The organism is Mucilaginibacter rubeus, from assembly GCF_014643835.1.
GTDB lineage: Bacteria > Bacteroidota > Bacteroidia > Sphingobacteriales > Sphingobacteriaceae > Mucilaginibacter > Mucilaginibacter rubeus.
The window spans coordinates 289,709-306,726 of record NZ_BMKD01000006.1 but is presented as its reverse complement, the minus strand read 5'-3'; the positions used below and the strand labels follow the sequence as shown (position 1 = coordinate 306,726).

At 42.7% G+C, this 17,018-nt stretch carries 9 protein-coding genes; 6 read left to right on the top strand and 3 right to left on the bottom strand.

All coding sequences use genetic code 11. From position 1 onward, the window contains the following. Positions 1-3 precede the first annotated feature (3 nt). Positions 4-645 carry a class I SAM-dependent methyltransferase gene (locus tag IEX80_RS20295; RefSeq protein ID WP_188833954.1) on the bottom strand — a complete coding sequence of 214 codons (642 nt, stop codon included), beginning with the start codon at positions 643-645 and terminating at the stop codon, positions 4-6. Positions 646-853: 208 nt separating this feature from the next. On the opposite strand from IEX80_RS20295, the gene IEX80_RS20290 reads away from it, so the two are divergent. The 3 genes from IEX80_RS20290 (at position 854) to IEX80_RS20280 (ending at position 7,010) form a co-directional block, all read left to right on the top strand. Further along, the gene (locus tag IEX80_RS20290) at positions 854-1,858 is read left to right on the top strand and encodes a FecR family protein (protein WP_188833953.1); all 1,005 of its coding nucleotides are present in this window, start codon (positions 854-856) and stop codon (positions 1,856-1,858) included. 269 nt (positions 1,859-2,127) lie between these two features. Further along, the gene (locus IEX80_RS20285; RefSeq protein WP_188833952.1) at positions 2,128-5,397 is read left to right on the top strand and encodes a SusC/RagA family TonB-linked outer membrane protein; all 3,270 of its coding nucleotides are present in this window, start codon (positions 2,128-2,130) and stop codon (positions 5,395-5,397) included. 20 nt (positions 5,398-5,417) lie between these two features. After that, positions 5,418-7,010: a RagB/SusD family nutrient uptake outer membrane protein gene (locus IEX80_RS20280; protein WP_188833951.1), complete on the top strand. Its 1,593-nt coding sequence runs from the start codon at positions 5,418-5,420 to the stop codon at positions 7,008-7,010. Between the two features lie 78 nt (positions 7,011-7,088). On the opposite strand, the gene IEX80_RS20275 is transcribed toward IEX80_RS20280, so the two are convergent. Continuing rightward, a complete protein-coding gene (locus IEX80_RS20275; protein ID WP_188833950.1) occupies positions 7,089-7,976 on the bottom strand; it encodes an AraC family transcriptional regulator in 888 nt (295 codons plus the stop codon). A 128-nt stretch (positions 7,977-8,104) separates the two neighbouring features. On the opposite strand from IEX80_RS20275, the gene ppsA reads away from it, so the two are divergent. After that, on the top strand, positions 8,105-10,558 hold the full coding sequence (gene ppsA / locus IEX80_RS20270) for a phosphoenolpyruvate synthase (RefSeq protein ID WP_188833949.1): 2,454 nt from the start codon (positions 8,105-8,107) through the stop codon (positions 10,556-10,558). Between the two features lie 76 nt (positions 10,559-10,634). Further along, the gene (gene fbp / locus IEX80_RS20265; protein ID WP_188833948.1) at positions 10,635-11,681 is read left to right on the top strand and encodes a class 1 fructose-bisphosphatase; all 1,047 of its coding nucleotides are present in this window, start codon (positions 10,635-10,637) and stop codon (positions 11,679-11,681) included. A gap of 297 nt (positions 11,682-11,978) precedes the next feature. Here the strand turns inward: fbp and katG are convergent, their stop codons facing one another. Next, positions 11,979-14,255, bottom strand: coding sequence for a catalase/peroxidase HPI (gene katG / locus IEX80_RS20260; protein WP_188833947.1), 2,277 nt, complete (start codon positions 14,253-14,255; stop codon positions 11,979-11,981). A gap of 794 nt (positions 14,256-15,049) precedes the next feature. Here katG and IEX80_RS20255 point away from each other — a divergent pair. Next, positions 15,050-17,005: a sialate O-acetylesterase gene (locus IEX80_RS20255; RefSeq protein WP_188833946.1), complete on the top strand. Its 1,956-nt coding sequence runs from the start codon at positions 15,050-15,052 to the stop codon at positions 17,003-17,005. The last annotated feature ends 13 nt before the right edge of the window (positions 17,006-17,018 follow it).

Here is a 17,018-nt window from a genome sequence, read left to right as displayed (position 1 = left end):
ATTTTAAACAATTGCTCCAACTAATTTCTTTCTTCCTACAAACCTGATAACCGAGCCTTGTCCGCTGTGATAAGGCCCTTCATTTAAATGGATCGCCGTTTCCAGAAGTTCTAAAATCTCGTAATTATTAAAATCTGTTTTAATTTCCTCTAAAGAAAATAGTGATTCGATATCTCTCGGACCGCCCATTTTTTCATCTTTTGCAAGGTAGTCAAGGTGACTTTTACTAAAAGCCTCAAAAATGATAAGCCCTCCGACGTTTAAATATTTATTAAGGCTTTGATGTACAAGTGATTTGATGTTGGGAGGAAAGTGCGCATAAATCAAGGCGATCACGTCAAATTGCCCCGCTGTATAGTTGAGCTCCTGCAACTCTCCAACCTGATAATCAATAGCTACCTGTTTTTTTTCTGCAAGTTTCAGGGCTTTCTTTTGTCCCTCAACACTTATATCGAATGCAGAAACTGCCCAGCCAAGCCCGGCGGCAAAAACAGCATTGCGCCCTTCGCCTTCTGCAGGGAAAAGAATTTTGCCGGGTTTTAAAAGTGACAGTTGTTGTTGTAGAAAATTATTAGGCTGTTCACCATAGGCAAATTCTTCTTCGGCATATCGTTGGTCCCATTTTTCTGTCCAGGCATTTTTCATACAGAGGTAATTATTTAGCTATTTATTGATGATAAAGGTAGTATTTAAGTAAGTTAACACAAGGGCTGCAGTACATTGATGACAATAATGTGGCTGTGAAAAAAAATTAAATGCAGCTCAATTTTATGAGTTTTTATTTTTCTTAAAAATAATTATAAACCCATCCCCCCGTTTTAAAGCTCCCGGCGTATTTATATAAAAATAGCTTGTGGAAACTATAGTCAAACGCTTAGAAAGGCTTTATAATACCGAGAATTTAACTCCTGAGGACAGGCGCTGGCTTGCCGAATACCTGCAAGGAGATGTTTCAGAATTATACCTTGTAGCGCTTGAAGGTTTCAGTAAAGATGCACTTGAAAAAAAACTGTCCCTTAGCCAGCAGGAATCTGATCAGATACTTAACAATATCCATCAGCGTATAATTAAGCCTCCGCCCAGAAAGGTGTTTCCTCTTTGGCGTTTGCTGGTGAAAATAGCTGTAGCCGCATCTGTAACAGCCGTTTTTAGTGCAGCATATATATTCAGAAAACAATTGGACAACTGGTTAAACCCGGTTCACTACCAGGAAACGGTGGCACTAAACGGCGAAATTAAACTGATCACCTTGCCCGATGGAACGAGCATTTGCCTTAATGCCGGCAGTAGTTTAAAGTACCCGGATAAGTTTAAAGAGAAGATGCGCGAGGTTACACTTACAGGCGAGGCTTTCTTTAAAGTAGCGCACGATAGCAGCAAACCGTTTGTCATTCACTCGGGTAAAATTAAAACCACTGTTTTAGGTACCAGCTTTAATGTTAAAGCTTATACCGAAGATAAATCGGTTAAGGTCACCGTGGTAAGCGGAAAAGTAGGAGTTGTTCCAACGGCCTCAAAACATCCTGCTGTATTACTCACAGCGAATATGCAAATGGTATATAATAAAACCAGCCAAAAACTGATTACCGGAAAAATTGAAGATGCTTCGTCTGTAATCAGTTGGCAGCAGGGCAAACTGCAATACCATAACACCCCTTTGTTTGATGTTTTGGCCGATGTGCAGCGAAAATATAATGTAACAATCAGGGCCGACAAAAATTTACTGAACTGTACGTTATACGCCGATTTTAACAATATGCCATTAGAAAAAGTATTGAAGCTGACGGAAGCCCTTATAAATGCCCATTTTAAAAAGGCAGGCGATGCTTATACGTTAAAGGGCAAAGGCTGTAATTAATGTACCTGATATACCAATTATAAAAACAAATAAATGTTTGACAACCTAAAAAAATGAAATTGCTATGAGTTAAACCAAGGAAAGAGAAAATGATCCTCCAAAATGGCCGGGCCAGTTTTGGAGGAATAAAATGTAAAGATTTTTTAATGGACCATGCACAGGGCCTCTCACAACCGCAGCACGTTCCAGCTTGACCTATAACACTTTAATATAGCAAAAATATGAAAATAAACATACCCGAAAGAGTCTTTCGAGCCATAACATATGTTATGAAAATTAATGCGATCATTTTATTAGTAGTCTGTTCCCTGTCAACCATTGCCATGGCTGATAACTCATACGGACAAAGCGTACTGGAAAAGCCAGTTACCGTTAAATTAAAAAATACCCCTCTTGCTGATGCACTGGAGCGGATTTCGGCCAGTACCGGCGTACGGATCATGTACACCGGGAATAACATTGTAAGCGATGTTAAAGTAACCCTTACAGCTCATAATGAAAAGCTGCAGGCTGTTTTGAAAACAGTTTTATTAGATAACCAGTTTATCTATACCGAGGTTGAAGGAAGTTTGCTGGTTAAACCCGCGCCAAAGCCACCGGTAGAGAAGAAGATCGAGCTCCCGCCGCCAGTTATCGTTACCGGATCTGTTGTTGATGATAAAGGGCAGCCCTTAATAGGTGTTTCTGTTAAAATAGAAGGCCTTGCAACGGGTGCGGTAACCGATATAGATGGTAAATTCAGGGTGCAGGTTGCCAACGAAAAAGCTGTGCTTGTGTTTTCTTACATAGGCTTTGAAACTCAAAAAATAGCCGTAGGCAAACAAACATCTATAAAAGTAATTTTACTGCCTTCGGCAAACTCGTTATCTACCGTTGTAGTAATTGGTTATGGTACTACTACCAAAAAGGAATTGACCAGCGCTATTGCAACTGTAAAAGCCGAGCAATTTAATGCCGGTGTTGTTGCAACTCCTGCTGATCTGTTAGAAGGTAAAGTAGCCGGTTTAAATATCACCAACGATGGTAACCCTAATGGTAAAGCTTCGGTAACACTGCGCGGTCCATCTTCAATAAGGGCTGGCGCAGCGTCTGTGCCTTTTTATGTAATTGACGGCGTGCCTGGCGCCGATTTTAACCTATTGGCTCCATCAGATATTGCTTCGATAGATGTGTTGAAGGATGCTTCGGCAGCGGCAATTTACGGAACCAGGGCTACCAATGGTGTAATTATCGTTACTACTAAAAGGGCAAAAGCAGGCCAGTTGAGGATGACTTATAACGGATACGGATCATTTGAAAAAGTATCTAACCAGTTTAAAGTTGCCAGCGCCGACCAGTTAAGGGCCTATGTAAAAGCTAACGGACAAAGTTTTACCCCTGCGAATGACAACGGTGGAAATACCGACTGGCAAAAAGCCGTTGAACGCAGCACCGGATTTTCCCAAAATCATAACCTTTCTTTTGGCGGTGGCACCGATAAAACTACTTATAACGGAAGCATAAACTACCTGCAAAACCAGGGTATAGTTAAAAGCAGCGATATGAAGCGTGTTATAGGCAGGCTTAATATCACCCAAAAAGCACTGAATGATAAATTGAAATTGGATTTTTCGCTAAGTAATTCGGTAACCAATTCTAACCTGTTAGTTAATGATATTCCGCTATCATCGGCAAATGGACAAAGCCCCGGGTTGTTTAAATCGATAGTACAGTATTTACCTACCCGCACTATTTACAATGCCGATGGTACTTTTTACAACGATCCTACTTTAAAATTAGGTTATAACCCGGTAGGGCTTATTACTAACGATAGCTACAAACAAAAAGTTAACTTGTTGCTGGGTAATGTACGCGGTGAGTTGATACTGCCTGCAGGCTTGCTTTACAATTTTAACTTAGCTTACCAGGAAACAAATACCGACAATAATACCTATTACAACTCTGCATCAGAGCTGGCACCTGGCCTCAACGGCAAAGCCATCCGTTCAACTTATGAGGATAACAAAAAGTTGTTTGAAAACTATTTGACCTATGCTCATAAATGGGGCGATAAACATGATTTTAAAGCCCTGTTTGGCTATTCAATAGATCAAACTACCACCGGGAATGGCTTTCAATCAACCAATCAAGGATTTATTTCGGATGCTACGGGTTCAGACAATCTTAGTTTAGGTACGCCTTCCGGGAACTACCGGGTTGATTATGGTAACGTTAACGTCGAAACTTTACGTTTAATATCCTTTTACTCTCGTCTTAATTATAGCTACAGGGGCAAATATCTTTTACAGGCATCTTTACGACGTGACGGTTCAAATGCCTTTGGTACTAATAAACGCTGGGGTTATTTCCCGGCCGCTTCGGCCGCATGGCGGGTTATCGACGAGGGTTTTATGAAATCTCAATCCTTATTTGATGATTTGAAATTGCGCGTTGGCTATGGTAAAACCGGTAACTCATTAGGCTTCTCGCCTTATACGCCCCTCACGCTTTATGGCACTACCGGTAGCTTTTATTACAATAACGCTTATATTGGTGCAATTGGTGTAACTCAAAACCCAAACCCTGATTTGAAATGGGAAAGTACAGCTACGTTAAACGGCGGCGTTGATTTTTCCTTATTTAAAGGACGTTTGGGCGGCTCGGTTGATATCTACAATAAAAAAACAACCGATATGATCACCACGGTACCGGTATCGCTTATTAACAACTTTGTAAATACAAAAGTTGAAAACGTAGGCAGTATGACCAATAAAGGTGTTGAGATAGCCCTTAACGGAACACCAATAAAAACAAAAGATTTTACCTGGAGCAGCTATGGCAATATCTCATTTAATAAAAATAAGATCACTGCACTGGCGCCAAACCTTTCAAAAATATATGCAGGCGATCCGGAAGGTCCAGGACAAAGCGGTATCAAAACATCAATCATTGAGGCCGGTTATCCGCTTGGCGAATTTTACACCCTGAAATACCTTGGCCGCACCAATGGTGTATCTACCTTCATGGGTGCTAATGGCCAGCCAACAACAACACCTCAAAGTACCGATCAGACTTATGCAGGCAATGCCCAACCTACATACACGTTTGGTTTTGGTAATGATCTTACCTATAAAAACTTCAGCCTTAACTTCTTTTTCAGGGGACAGGGCGGTAACAAGATCATGAATGCATCATTAGCCAGCTTTAACCAGCCTACCCAGGCTTCGGTACATGGCGTACCTGCTTTAACATTAAGCGAGCCGGGTACCGATGTTAATGCCTATTATTATTCAACACGTTATCTTGAAAGTGGAGCCTTTATCAGGTTAAGTAATGCTACACTGTCTTATAAAATAAATGTTCCGGGTAATTATGTACATGGTATCCGGTTGTATGTTACCGGTACTAATTTATTTATCATCACCAAATACAAAGGCGTTGATCCTGAATTGAACCTGAACATCGATAACCAATTAAGCGGCCAGTTTATCGGGGTAGACAGCAATAATTTTTATCCAAAAACAAGGAGCTTCCTTGCCGGCGTACAAGTTGATTTATAATAAATTTTAACCTAACTGACATGAATAATTTAAAAAGATATATAAAACCTGGCCTCATTGCCATGTTTATAGGAGCAATTTACCTTTCAGGTTGTACTAAATTGGATATCACGCCAAAATCGGCGCTTACAACGGCTAACTTTCCTACTACACCAGCGCAGTATGTAGCTGCTACCGGGCCTATCTATACCTCGTTTCGCGGGGCGCCGGGCAGGCAATACTGGTTGTTGCAAAATTTAAGTACCGATGAATGCGTACTTGTGGCACGTGGTGGTAACTGGCTTGACGGCGGTACCTATTCAACCGTAAACCTGCACACTGTTACGCCTGATAACGGCATGACCGAAACTTGCTGGTCGGGAGGTTACGGAACCATCAGTTTATGTAACCAGGTATTGTCGTTATTGGCACCTACGCCCGAAAGCGATTCAAAAAAACAAACCATTGCCGAAATTAAAACCATGCGTGCCCTGTCATATTTTTACCTGATGGACCTGTTTGGTAACGTGCCTATCAGCAAAACCTTTGGCGATACCACCAACCTGGGCACCCAGCCAAGGGCGGCAGTGTTTGCATTTATTGAAAGTGAATTGCTTGCCCAGATTCCTGATCTGAGCGGCACAGCAGGGGTAACTACTTATGGCAGGCCGACCAAAGGTTTGGCGTATGCCATACTTGCAAAAATGTACCTTAACGCGCAATATTACATTGGTACACCAAGGTACCAGGACGCGGTTACCATGTGTGATAACGTTATTAAAAGCGGTCAATATGGTTTAGATGCAGATTATTTAGGCATGTTTAAACCTAATAACGGCCCGGGTATTAAGGACTTTATTTTTGCCATACCTTATGACGGCATTTTGGCACAGGGGCAGTATTACGCCCGCTGGACGCTGAACCCTAACCTGAAAAGTAAGTATAAAATGCCGTACACGCCAGATGGGCCGGTGTACACCTACAAGGAGTATTATGCCTTGTTTAATGATGCAAATGATATTCGCAAAAAGCAATTTTTAGTTGGCAAGCAGTACAACAATGATGGCTCTCCAATATTAATCACAACAACTAATATCGGACTGGATGCAAGCTACTCAGGCCCTAACCCAAATGCTACTGTTGTACACCAGTTAGAATTTACACCAGATATCGTATGGAAAAACCCTGCTACTTTTGACATCGGTAATGACGAGCTTGCTAACGAAGAAGGTTACAGGAACAATAAATTTTATCCTGATAGCTTAAGTAACGATCGTAACCAGGGCAACGATGTGCCTATGTTCAGGTATGCCGATATTTTGCTTGAAAAAGCCGAGGCTATTTTACGCGGCGCATCAGCAACCAATGGCGATTCGCCTTTATCATTGGTTAACCAGGTGAGAGCGCGTGCAAAAGCTTCGCCTTTAACTTCGGTAACACTGTCTGATATTTTAGATGAACGGGGCCGCGAATTTTCTATGGAAACGTGGCGTCGTAATGACCTGATCCGCTTTGGTCAGTTTGAGAAAAAATGGGGTATAAAAACAGATGCCGATCCTAATAAACGTATTTTCCCGATCCCAAGACCGGAAATGCAGTTGAACCCGAAACTGGTACAAAATCCGGGTTATTAATTTAGTTCTATTATTTATTTAACAAACGCAGGCCCTAAGAAGCCTGCATTTGTTTTTTTAAACGGGCTTTTAACGATCCTAAAACTCCCTGAATTTTCTCCTGTATTCCATTGGTGTGCTCCCGGTAGCTAATTTAAAATACCTGTTAAAATTTGAAAGGTTGTTAAACCCCGAATCGCGGCTGATTGAGTTTATATTTTCATTGGTCTCCCTAATCAGTTTACAGGAGTTTTCTATTCTTACGGTCAGTAAAAAATCAAAGTAGGTTTGGCCGGTACGCAATTTAAAATAATGGCAAAATGCCTTCGGCACCATGTGTATGATGTTAGCTATTTCCTTAAGCTTAATGTCTTTGTAAAAATTGTCCATGGTATACAGATAGATCTTTGTTAGCCGCACTTCATCTATCCTGTTAAAGATCTTCTTCTCCGTTTCACCGGCAAGGTTTGAGACCTGTTCCCCCTCGGCAATTTTATTTAACAGTTGCAGCAATAACGGAAGTTGTTCATGCTTGGCCGAATTTTCTATTCGACGGATAAAGTCGACCGCCACAGCTTTAGAATTTTCATTGATTAGTAATCCATTTTTGGCGCTATTTAAAAGATTGTTTATCAGGTTGTTTTCTGGTAGCGTCATGAAAGTGCTTCCCAATTTATTAGGATCAAAATGAAGGGTAAGCAGTTGTAGTGGCTTGGGTATTTTACCACTTTTCATGGAGTAATCATAGTAGCGGTTGGTTTCAAATTTGAACATATGAGGTACGTTACAGCCTATGATGATCATAGTATCCCCCGAAACCCTTTTTGAAGTATTTCCTATCGAAAAAGTGCCTTCACCACTTATAATATAAATAAGTTCCAGCTCCGGATGGTTGTGGAAGTTATTGATAGCATGGTAGGTTTTTGCTTCGGCTATTGTAAAAGCTGAATTGTCGACTTTCAGTACTTGCTCGAAGAAATCTTTCATTTTTATACTATAGTGATATAGAAAGTTAAAAATAGGTAATATGTTATGAATATAGTATTACTTGTTGTGAATATTTAAGCATTGGGCAGTTTGTTAAGCGCCTAACTTCGTTTTATAAAATTTAAGCCATGAAGGAAAAGAAGTTTACTATGAAACTTATTGAAGCTTCGATAAGTGACATTGAGTTAGTAGGAGGTAAAAATGCATCGCTTGGAGAAATGATGCAGAACATATCGCAGTTTGGTATTGATATTCCTGATGGATTTATCATAACAAGTAAGGCTTATTACCAGTTCATTGCAGACAATCAGCTTGATAAAATGATCAGGGATATCCTTGAGGATAAAGATCTGTCCAACTTGCAGGTTCTGTTATCCTGTGGCAGTAAAATACGAAAGCTTATACAAAACGGCCGGTTTTCTGCTGTTATGCAGAATGAGATCCTTGAAGCTTATAAGGATCTGCTGATCCAATATGCAGATAACGCAGCCGACGTTGCAGTCCGCTCATCGGCTACTGCTGAAGACCTGCCCGATGCATCATTTGCAGGCCAGCAAGACACTTATTTAAATATCAGGGGAGAAGAAAACCTATTAACAGCGATAAAGAATTGTTTTGCCTCATTATTTACCGACAGGGCAATCAGCTACCGGGAATCATTTAATTATGATCATTTCAATGTCGGCCTATCTGTTTGCGTTCAAAAAATGGTACGCTCTGATATTGGCGTTTCGGGGGTTGCGTTTTCGTTAGATACAGAAAGTGGTTTCAAAGATGCCGTAATCATTAACGGATCGTACGGCTTAGGCGAAATGCTGGTACAGGGATCGGTTAATCCCGACGAATTTATCGTTTATAAGCCGCTGCTTAAAAGCGGTTTCAGGCCCATCCTTGAAAAGAAATTAGGCAAAAAACATAAAAAGATGATTTACGGCAATTCCGAAGAAGAGGCTGTAAGAGTCGTTGATACTCCTGTTGATGAAAGCTCAAGATTTTGCCTGTCGGACGATCAGATCATCCAATTGAGTAATTGGGTAATTATCATTGAGGCCTATTACACAAAATTAAAAGGCAAATGGTGCCCTATGGATATTGAATGGGCGGTTGACGGGATCAGCGGCCGGTTGTTTATAGTACAGGCAAGGCCCGAAACCATCCACTCCCGCAAGCAGGTAAACCTGCTTACCGAATTTCGCATCAATGATCCCGACAGAGCGGACAGGATCTTGTTGAAAGGGATCGCTGTTGGCGATAAAATAGCGACAGGCAGGGTACATAATCTCTCCGGTATTGGTAAGCAAAATATCCACGAAATCAACTTTTTGCCCGGCGATATCATGGTTACTGATATGACCGACCCTGACTGGGAACCGGTAATGAAAAAAGCATCGGCCATCATCACCAATAAAGGTGGCCGAACCTGCCATGCCGCCATTGTTGCCCGCGAGTTAGGCGTTCCGGCAATAGTTGGCTGCGAATGCGCTACCACTATCCTAAAAACCGGTGATGAAATAACCGCTTCATGCGCCGAAGGAGATGCCGGAATTATTTACAGCGGCATAGTAGCATTTAGTAAGCGGGAACATGATCTTAATGACCTGCCTGAAATTGAAACCCCGCTGATGATGAATATCGGATCGCCTGAAATAGCATTTAATTATGCGCATTATCCCGGAAAAGGCGTAGGGCTTGCCAGGGAAGAATTTATCATCAATAACTACATAAAAATTCACCCGTTGGCCCTCCTCGAGCACAGGGGCCTGAATGATGCCTCATTAACAGCGCATATTGAGGAGGCTATGCTGGGTTATGATAGTGAAGAGGCGTTTTTTATTGAAAAATTATCGTATGGAGTAGCCAAGATAGCCGCTGCATTTTATCCCAATAAAGTAATTGTACGTTTCTCGGATTTTAAAACCAATGAATACTACAATATGCCGGGCGGCAAGTATTTCGAACCGAATGAGGAAAATCCAATGATCGGTTGGAGGGGAGCATCCAGGTACTATTCTAAAGTATATAAAGATGCCTTTGGGATGGAGTGTAAAGCTATTAAGAAGGTACGAGAGATGATGGGCCTTGATAATGTGGTGGTGATGATCCCTTTTTGCCGCACAGTGAATGAACTTTCATTGGTATACGAAACCATGAACGAGTATGGCCTGAAACGCGGGGAAAACGGGCTTGAAGTTTATCTGATGGCCGAAGTTCCGTCGAACGTGATTTTGGCCGAGCAATTTGCTGATTACATCGATGGTTTTTCAATCGGCTCCAACGACCTAACCCAACTGGTATTGGGACTCGATCGTGATTCATCCTTAGTGGCCGGCTTGTATAATGAGCGTAACGACGCGGTAAAATTCATGATCTCATCCTTGATAAAAACCGCGAAGAAGAGAGGTATAAAAGTGGGGATCTGCGGGCAGGGGCCATCCGATTATCCTGATTTTGCCCAGTTCCTGGTAGAAGAAGGGATTGACAGCATCTCCGTTACTCCCGACTCATTTTTTAAAACCGTAATGGCTATCAGGAAAATAGAGGATGAGATTGAAGCGGCAAAACGGCTCTGCCTATCTGCCTGATACGAACGATTTATTAACTAATGCTAAAGCCGCTACTCAATCCGGGTAGCGGTACTAATATTAAAATTTTATTTATATGAAAGCGGTAAAAACTTTAGGCCAATTTATCATCGAAAAACAAGCAGAATTTCCATACGCCAAAGGCGAACTATCCAGGTTGCTGAGAGATATAGGCATTGCTGCAAAGGTTGTTAACAGGGAGGTTAACCGGGCGGGATTGGCTGATCTGACCCTCGATAACGGTTCGGTAAACATACAGGGCGAAAGCCAGAAAAAGCTGGATGTTTTTGCCAATGAACAGTTTATTTCGGCCTTACAGCACGGCGGCGAATGTTGTGTGGTAGTATCGGAAGAAAGCGATGAATATATTGATATCGACAGTGAGATCTCAAAAAATGCTAAATACATTGTAGCAATAGATCCCCTGGATGGCTCGTCTAACATTGATGTAAATGTGAGCGTGGGCACCATTTTTTCTATTTACCGCAGAACAACAACAGAGGGAAGAGCTACCATTAAAGATGTTTTACAAAGGGGTACCGAGCAGATAGCCGCGGGATATGTGATTTATGGTTCATCAACCATGTTGGTTTACACAACAGGCAAAGGGGTAAACGGTTTTACGTTAGATCCTTCACTCGGTGAATTTTGCCTCTCGCATCCCAAAATGCAAATCCCTGATGATGGGGTAATTTACTCTATAAATGAAGGCTATTATTCTCATTTCCCTGACGGAGTAAAAAAGTATATCAAATACTGCCAGGTAGAGGATGTAACAACAAACAGGCCGTTTAAGGCAAGGTATATCGGATCGATGGTGGCCGACCTGCACCGGAATATGATAAAAGGCGGGATTTTTATTTACCCGGCAAATGCAAGCGATCCAAAAGGGAAACTGCGTTTAATTTATGAGTGCAACCCTATGGCTTTCATCATTGAACAAGCTGGGGGAAAAGCCAGTAACGGGTATCAACGCATTTTAGATCTTGATGTTACCGAGCTGCATCAGCGTACAGGCATCTTCATCGGCTCAAAAAATATGGTGACTAAAGCAGAAGAGATGATGAGACGCTTTTCGCCAATTACAACCAATGTTGACTATAGTTATATGGAATTAATATAATGAAGCTCAAAGCAGAAAGCACAACGCTAAAAGCGATAAATTGATTTAAAGACAAACCGAGGGCGCTATTTAAGTTTACCCGGATTTTTAATTAAAAAACTGTGGGCTATTATTTACATGTATTACATGTGAATAATAGCCCAACAGTGTATTCATAAATGACATTAGGTGTAGAGGGACTGCCATCCTGAGCTTGTCGAAGGACGTGCGCAGAGGCCCTACCCGCCATGCTTCGACTGGCTACCCATGACACCCATTTTTTTCTGACACTGTATTTGTTTACAGTATACTTTAATATTAAGCCAGATCAAACCTGTCAAGGTTCATCACCTTGGTCCAGGCAGCTACAAAATCTTTTACAAATTTGTCTTGTCCGTCGGCACTTCCGTATACTTCGGCAATAGCTCTTAGTTCGGCATTGGAGCCAAACACAAGGTCGGCGCGGGTTGCTGTCCATTTTATTGCACCGGTAGCACGGTCGCTGCCTTCGTAAAGTTCTCTATCGGCAGCTGTGGCTTTCCAGGCAGTGCCCATATCAAGCAGGTTTACAAAAAAATCGTTGCTAAGCACACCTTCGCGCGTGGTGAATACACCGTGTTTCGATCCGTCAAAATTAATGTTCAATACACGCAGACCACCTAACAATACGGTTAACTCAGGAGCGGTCAGGGTGAGTAGGTGCGCTTTATCAATCAGCAATTCTTCGGTTGATACTGCAAATTTTGACCTGCGGTAGTTGCGGAAGCCATCGGCTGCCGGTTCAAGATAGCCAAATGATTCTACATCGGTTTCTTCCTGTGAGGCATCGGTACGGCCCGGAGTGAACGGAACGGTGATAGTATGCCCGCCATCTTTAGCAGCTTTTTCAATAGCGGCACTTCCTGCCAGCGCGATCAAATCGGCCAGTGAAACTTTTTTGCCATCGGTTTGAGCACTGTTAAACTCATTTTGAATGCCTTCAAGCACACTCAGTACTTTTTGCAGTTGCGTAGGGTTGTTTACCTGCCAGTACCTTTGCGGGGCCAGGCGAATGCGGCCACCGTTTATACCACCGCGCTTATCAGTACCACGGAAGGTAGAAGCAGCAGCCCATGTTGTTGAAACCAACTCAGGTACACTTAAGCCTGATGCCAGTATCTTTCCCTTTAAAGCAACAACGTCGCTTTCAACTATCGGCGCATAATCAGCAGCCGGGATAGGGTCTTGCCAAAGCAATACCTCTTCAGGCACATCGGCACCAAGGTAACGTGCTCTTGGCCCCATATCGCGGTGTGTTAATTTATACCATGCGCGTGCAAAGGCATCAGCAAACTGATCAGGGTTTTCCAGGAATCGCCTTGATATCTTTTCATATGCAGGATCAAACCTTAAAGAAAGATCGGTGGTGAGCATGGTTGGTAAATGCTTTTTCGAAGCATCATAAGCATCGGGGATGATAGCTTCCGCGTTTTTAGCTACCCATTGGTGCGCGTCGGCCGGACTTTTGGTTAATTCCCATTCAAAGCCAAACAGGTTTTCGAAAAAGTTATTGCTCCATTTGGTAGGGGTTGTAGTCCAGGTTACTTCCAGGCCGCTGGTAATAGTATCGGCACCTTTGCCTGAGCCATAACCGTTATGCCAGCCAAAGCCCTGTGCGCCAATGTCAGAAGCTTCGGGCTCTTTCCCTACATTATCTGCAGATGCAGCACCGTGGGTTTTGCCAAAAGTGTGGCCGCCTGCAATTAACGCAACGGTTTCTTCATCATTCATCGCCATCCGGCCGAAGGTATCCCGGATATCTTTAGCTGCCATGATAGGATCAGGATTGCCATCGGGGCCTTCAGGGTTTACATAAATCAGGCCCATTTGTACGGCTGCAAGCGGTTTTTCGAGGTTTCGTGTATGAATATCGCCATCGGCATCATCATCTGATACCAGTACACCATGACCTTCCTGCACACCCGGCGAACCATGTGCGTAACGGATATCGCCGCCCAGCCAGGTAGTTTCTGAACCCCAGTATACCGATTCATCTGCTTCCCAGGCATCCTCGCGGCCGCCGGCAAAGCCAAAGGTTTTAAAACCCATTGATTCAAGTGCTATGTTTCCTGTAAGGATCATCAGATCGGCCCATGAAATTTTGCGGCCATATTTTTGTTTAATAGGCCAAAGCAGCCTGCGGGCTTTATCAAGGCTTACGTTATCGGGCCAACTGTTAAGCGGCGCAAAACGTTGCAAGCCTGCTCCGGCACCTCCGCGACCGTCACCTACACGATAGGTACCTGCACTGTGCCAGGCCATGCGGATAAACAAACCACCATAGTGACCAAAATCTGCCGGCCACCAATCCTGCGAATCGGTCATAAGCGCGTGCAGATCTTTTTTTACAGCTTCAAGGTCGAGGCTTTTAAAGGCTTCGGCATAATTAAAGCCTTCATCCATAGGGTTTGATAATGAAGAGTTCTGCCGAAGGATATTAAGCTTTAGCTGGTTAGGCCACCAATTGTGGTTCCGTGTACCGCCGCCGCCAACATTGTGCTTCATTGTACCGTTGTGAAACGGGCATTTACTGATGTCATTTGATCCGTTTTCCATAATTATAGTTATAAATTGAATAGACTGCTTAAACCGCCGTTGGGTATTAAGTTTTATAAAAGTAGGATGTTAATAGCAACAATCACAATCAATTAATTCTATAAGCGGATAGCTAAAAGCTATAACATAGTTAATGATGGCCGGGCTTAAAAAATGGTAAAAAGATGGGATTATATCCGCCAAATTGGATGTGCCGGTAACTGTAACTTATAATCTTTATATTAATTAATAGGTAAAAAACACCTTTTTTACATCCTTCTTGATCTTTTTATTAACGAAATGTTTAGTTTTGCATCAACCCTAAACTTATCAGTATTGAAAAAAATATCCTATCCTGTAACAATAACCCTATCAAGGTCGTCTTCTTGAAATATGGAGATGTTAACGGCTGTGTCCGGTTGATTGGATTAACGATGTGTTTTTGCTGAAAAATTTACGGTATAATTTAAACATACCAGGCAGCGTTTAATGCTGCCTAACGATATTCCCGATAGTTCTTTAATGAGTATTTTCATTGTAAAATACAGTTTTAGTTAAAAAAACAATGTGTTAGCCAGGGATAGCACATTGTTTATTCGCCTTCCGGGCCAGCTCATTTTATCCAGGCACTTTCTCCCATTATTCTTCGAAACTTATAAATGCAAATTCCTTACTGACCATTGATATGCTGCATTCGTTAGCCTTACAGAAATGAATTGTTTATTAAATGTTGCCAGGACGTTTTTTAATTTGTCGGTTACACTTAACTTAGGGCCAGTCAATTCGTCAATAATTACCGTATTAAACCTAAATTAATGAACCTTAAAAAGTGTTTATCCATACTAATCGGAAGTGTATTGCTTAATGCCGGTGCATTTGCCAAAGTGATCATGCCGGGTGTTTTTAGCGATAATATGGTTTTACAGCAAAAAACCATGGCTCGGGTTTGGGGCAAGGCGAATGCGGGTAAAACAGTAGCCATTACCTCTTCATGGAACAATAAAACCTATACAACCATTGCCGATGCTGATGGTAACTGGAAAACGAAGATCAAGACGCCATCGTACGGAGGGCCTTACCAGGTAACTATAACCGACGGCAGCGACCCGGTGGTTTTAAATAATGTACTGATAGGAGAGGTATGGATTTGCTCGGGCCAGTCGAACATGGAAATGCCCGTGGCCGGTTGGGGCCAGGTAAATAACTATAAAGAAGAAATAGCCAACGCAAATTATCCGGAGATCCGTTTGTTACAGGTATCGCAGGCAACGAGCCTTACCCCGCAAACCAATATTAAAGTTGCCAATAACGGCTGGATGGTATGCTCACCTCAAACTATCGGCGAATTTTCGTCGGTAGCTTATTTTTTTGCCAGGGAGATCAATAAACAGGTTAAAATTCCTATCGGCCTCATCAGTTCAAACTGGGGGGGTACTATGATCGAAGCCTGGAGCGATGAAAACACGCTTACTAATAACCCGGTTTTCAGCGCACAGATCAAACAGCAGCAGGAATCTGCTAAAACAGAAACGCCATTAACCTTTGCACAAAAAATGGATGCTTGGAACAAACTTGCCGCCGCTGCTGATTGGGGGTATACCAATAATAACGCGTTTAATCCTGATACTGCCGGCTGGCGGAGCATGTTGCTGCCCCAGTTTTTTGAAAAAGGCGCTTTAGGAGATTTCGATGGCGTTGTTTGGTTCCGTAAAAAGATCATCATTCCTGCAGCCTGGGCCGGGCAGGATGTAAAGATTAGCCTGGGTAAGATAGATGATAATGAAATAACATTTTTTAACGGTGAAAAGATAGGCGCTACGGATGGTTACACACAGTCGCGTAATTACATTATTCCTGCTACAAAGGTAAAGGCCGGGGAGTCGGTGATCACCGTGCGGGTTTTTGACAGCGGTGGCGGTGGCGGTCTGTACGGCGCCGATGAAATGCAGTTGGTATCAGCATCGGGTGAAAAGATCTCCTTAGCCGGTACCTGGGATTATAAAGTTGGTTTTAATATAAAAAGCCTGCCGCCAATGCCTGTTGCCAATAACCCGAACCGGTTGGCTGTATTGTATAATGCGATGATCAATCCGCTTACACCTATGGCTATCCGTGGTGCTATCTGGTACCAGGGCGAAGCCAATACAGGCAGGTCGGGCCAGTATAAAGAATTATTTGAGGGCATGATAAACGGCTGGCGCACCATTTGGAACGAGGGCAATTTTCCGTTTTATTTTGTACAGTTAGCTAACTGGCAAAAACGTGATACCGAACCTGTTCCTTCCAGCTGGGCCGAATTACGAGAAGCTCAAACCCAAACACTTGAACTGCCTAACACCGGCATGGCTGTAGCTGCCGATCTGGGCGAAGCTGATAATATCCACCCAAAAAATAAACAGGAAGTTGGCCGGAGGCTGGCATTGGTCGCGCTTGATAAAACCTATCATAAAAAACAGCCCTATTCCGGGCCGATGTACAAATCACAAAAAATCGAGGGTGATAAAATTGAATTAAGCTTTAATTATACCGATGGCGGTTTAAAAGCACAGGGAGGCGACAATATGCAGGGTTTTGCCATAGCCGGTGAAGATATGAAGTTTCATTGGGCTACCGCTGTTATAAAAGGCGATAAGGTTATAGTGAGCAGCCCGGATGTTACAAACCCGGTTGCCGTAAGGTACGCCTGGGCCAATAACCCGGTAAGTTCGTTGTACAATGGCGTCGGATTACCGGCTTCGCCTTTCCGCACGGATAATTGGGAAAGGAAGTAATTAACATAATACA

Excerpts from the sequence above, each read along its gene's own strand:
- IEX80_RS20285 (WP_188833952.1), top strand. The coding sequence starts at position 2,128 with ATGAAAATTAATGCGATCATTTTATTAGTAGTCTGTTCCCTGTCAACC.
- IEX80_RS20275 (WP_188833950.1), bottom strand. The coding sequence starts at position 7,976 with ATGAAAGATTTCTTCGAGCAAGTACTGAAAGTCGACAATTCAGCTTTT.
- ppsA (WP_188833949.1), top strand. The coding sequence starts at position 8,105 with ATGAAGGAAAAGAAGTTTACTATGAAACTTATTGAAGCTTCGATAAGT.
- katG (WP_188833947.1), bottom strand. The coding sequence starts at position 14,255 with ATGGAAAACGGATCAAATGACATCAGTAAATGCCCGTTTCACAACGGT.
- IEX80_RS20255 (WP_188833946.1), top strand. The coding sequence starts at position 15,050 with ATGAACCTTAAAAAGTGTTTATCCATACTAATCGGAAGTGTATTGCTT.
- IEX80_RS20295 (WP_188833954.1), bottom strand. The coding sequence starts at position 645 with ATGAAAAATGCCTGGACAGAAAAATGGGACCAACGATATGCCGAAGAA.
- fbp (WP_188833948.1), top strand. The coding sequence starts at position 10,635 with ATGAAAGCGGTAAAAACTTTAGGCCAATTTATCATCGAAAAACAAGCA.
- IEX80_RS20280 (WP_188833951.1), top strand. The coding sequence starts at position 5,418 with ATGAATAATTTAAAAAGATATATAAAACCTGGCCTCATTGCCATGTTT.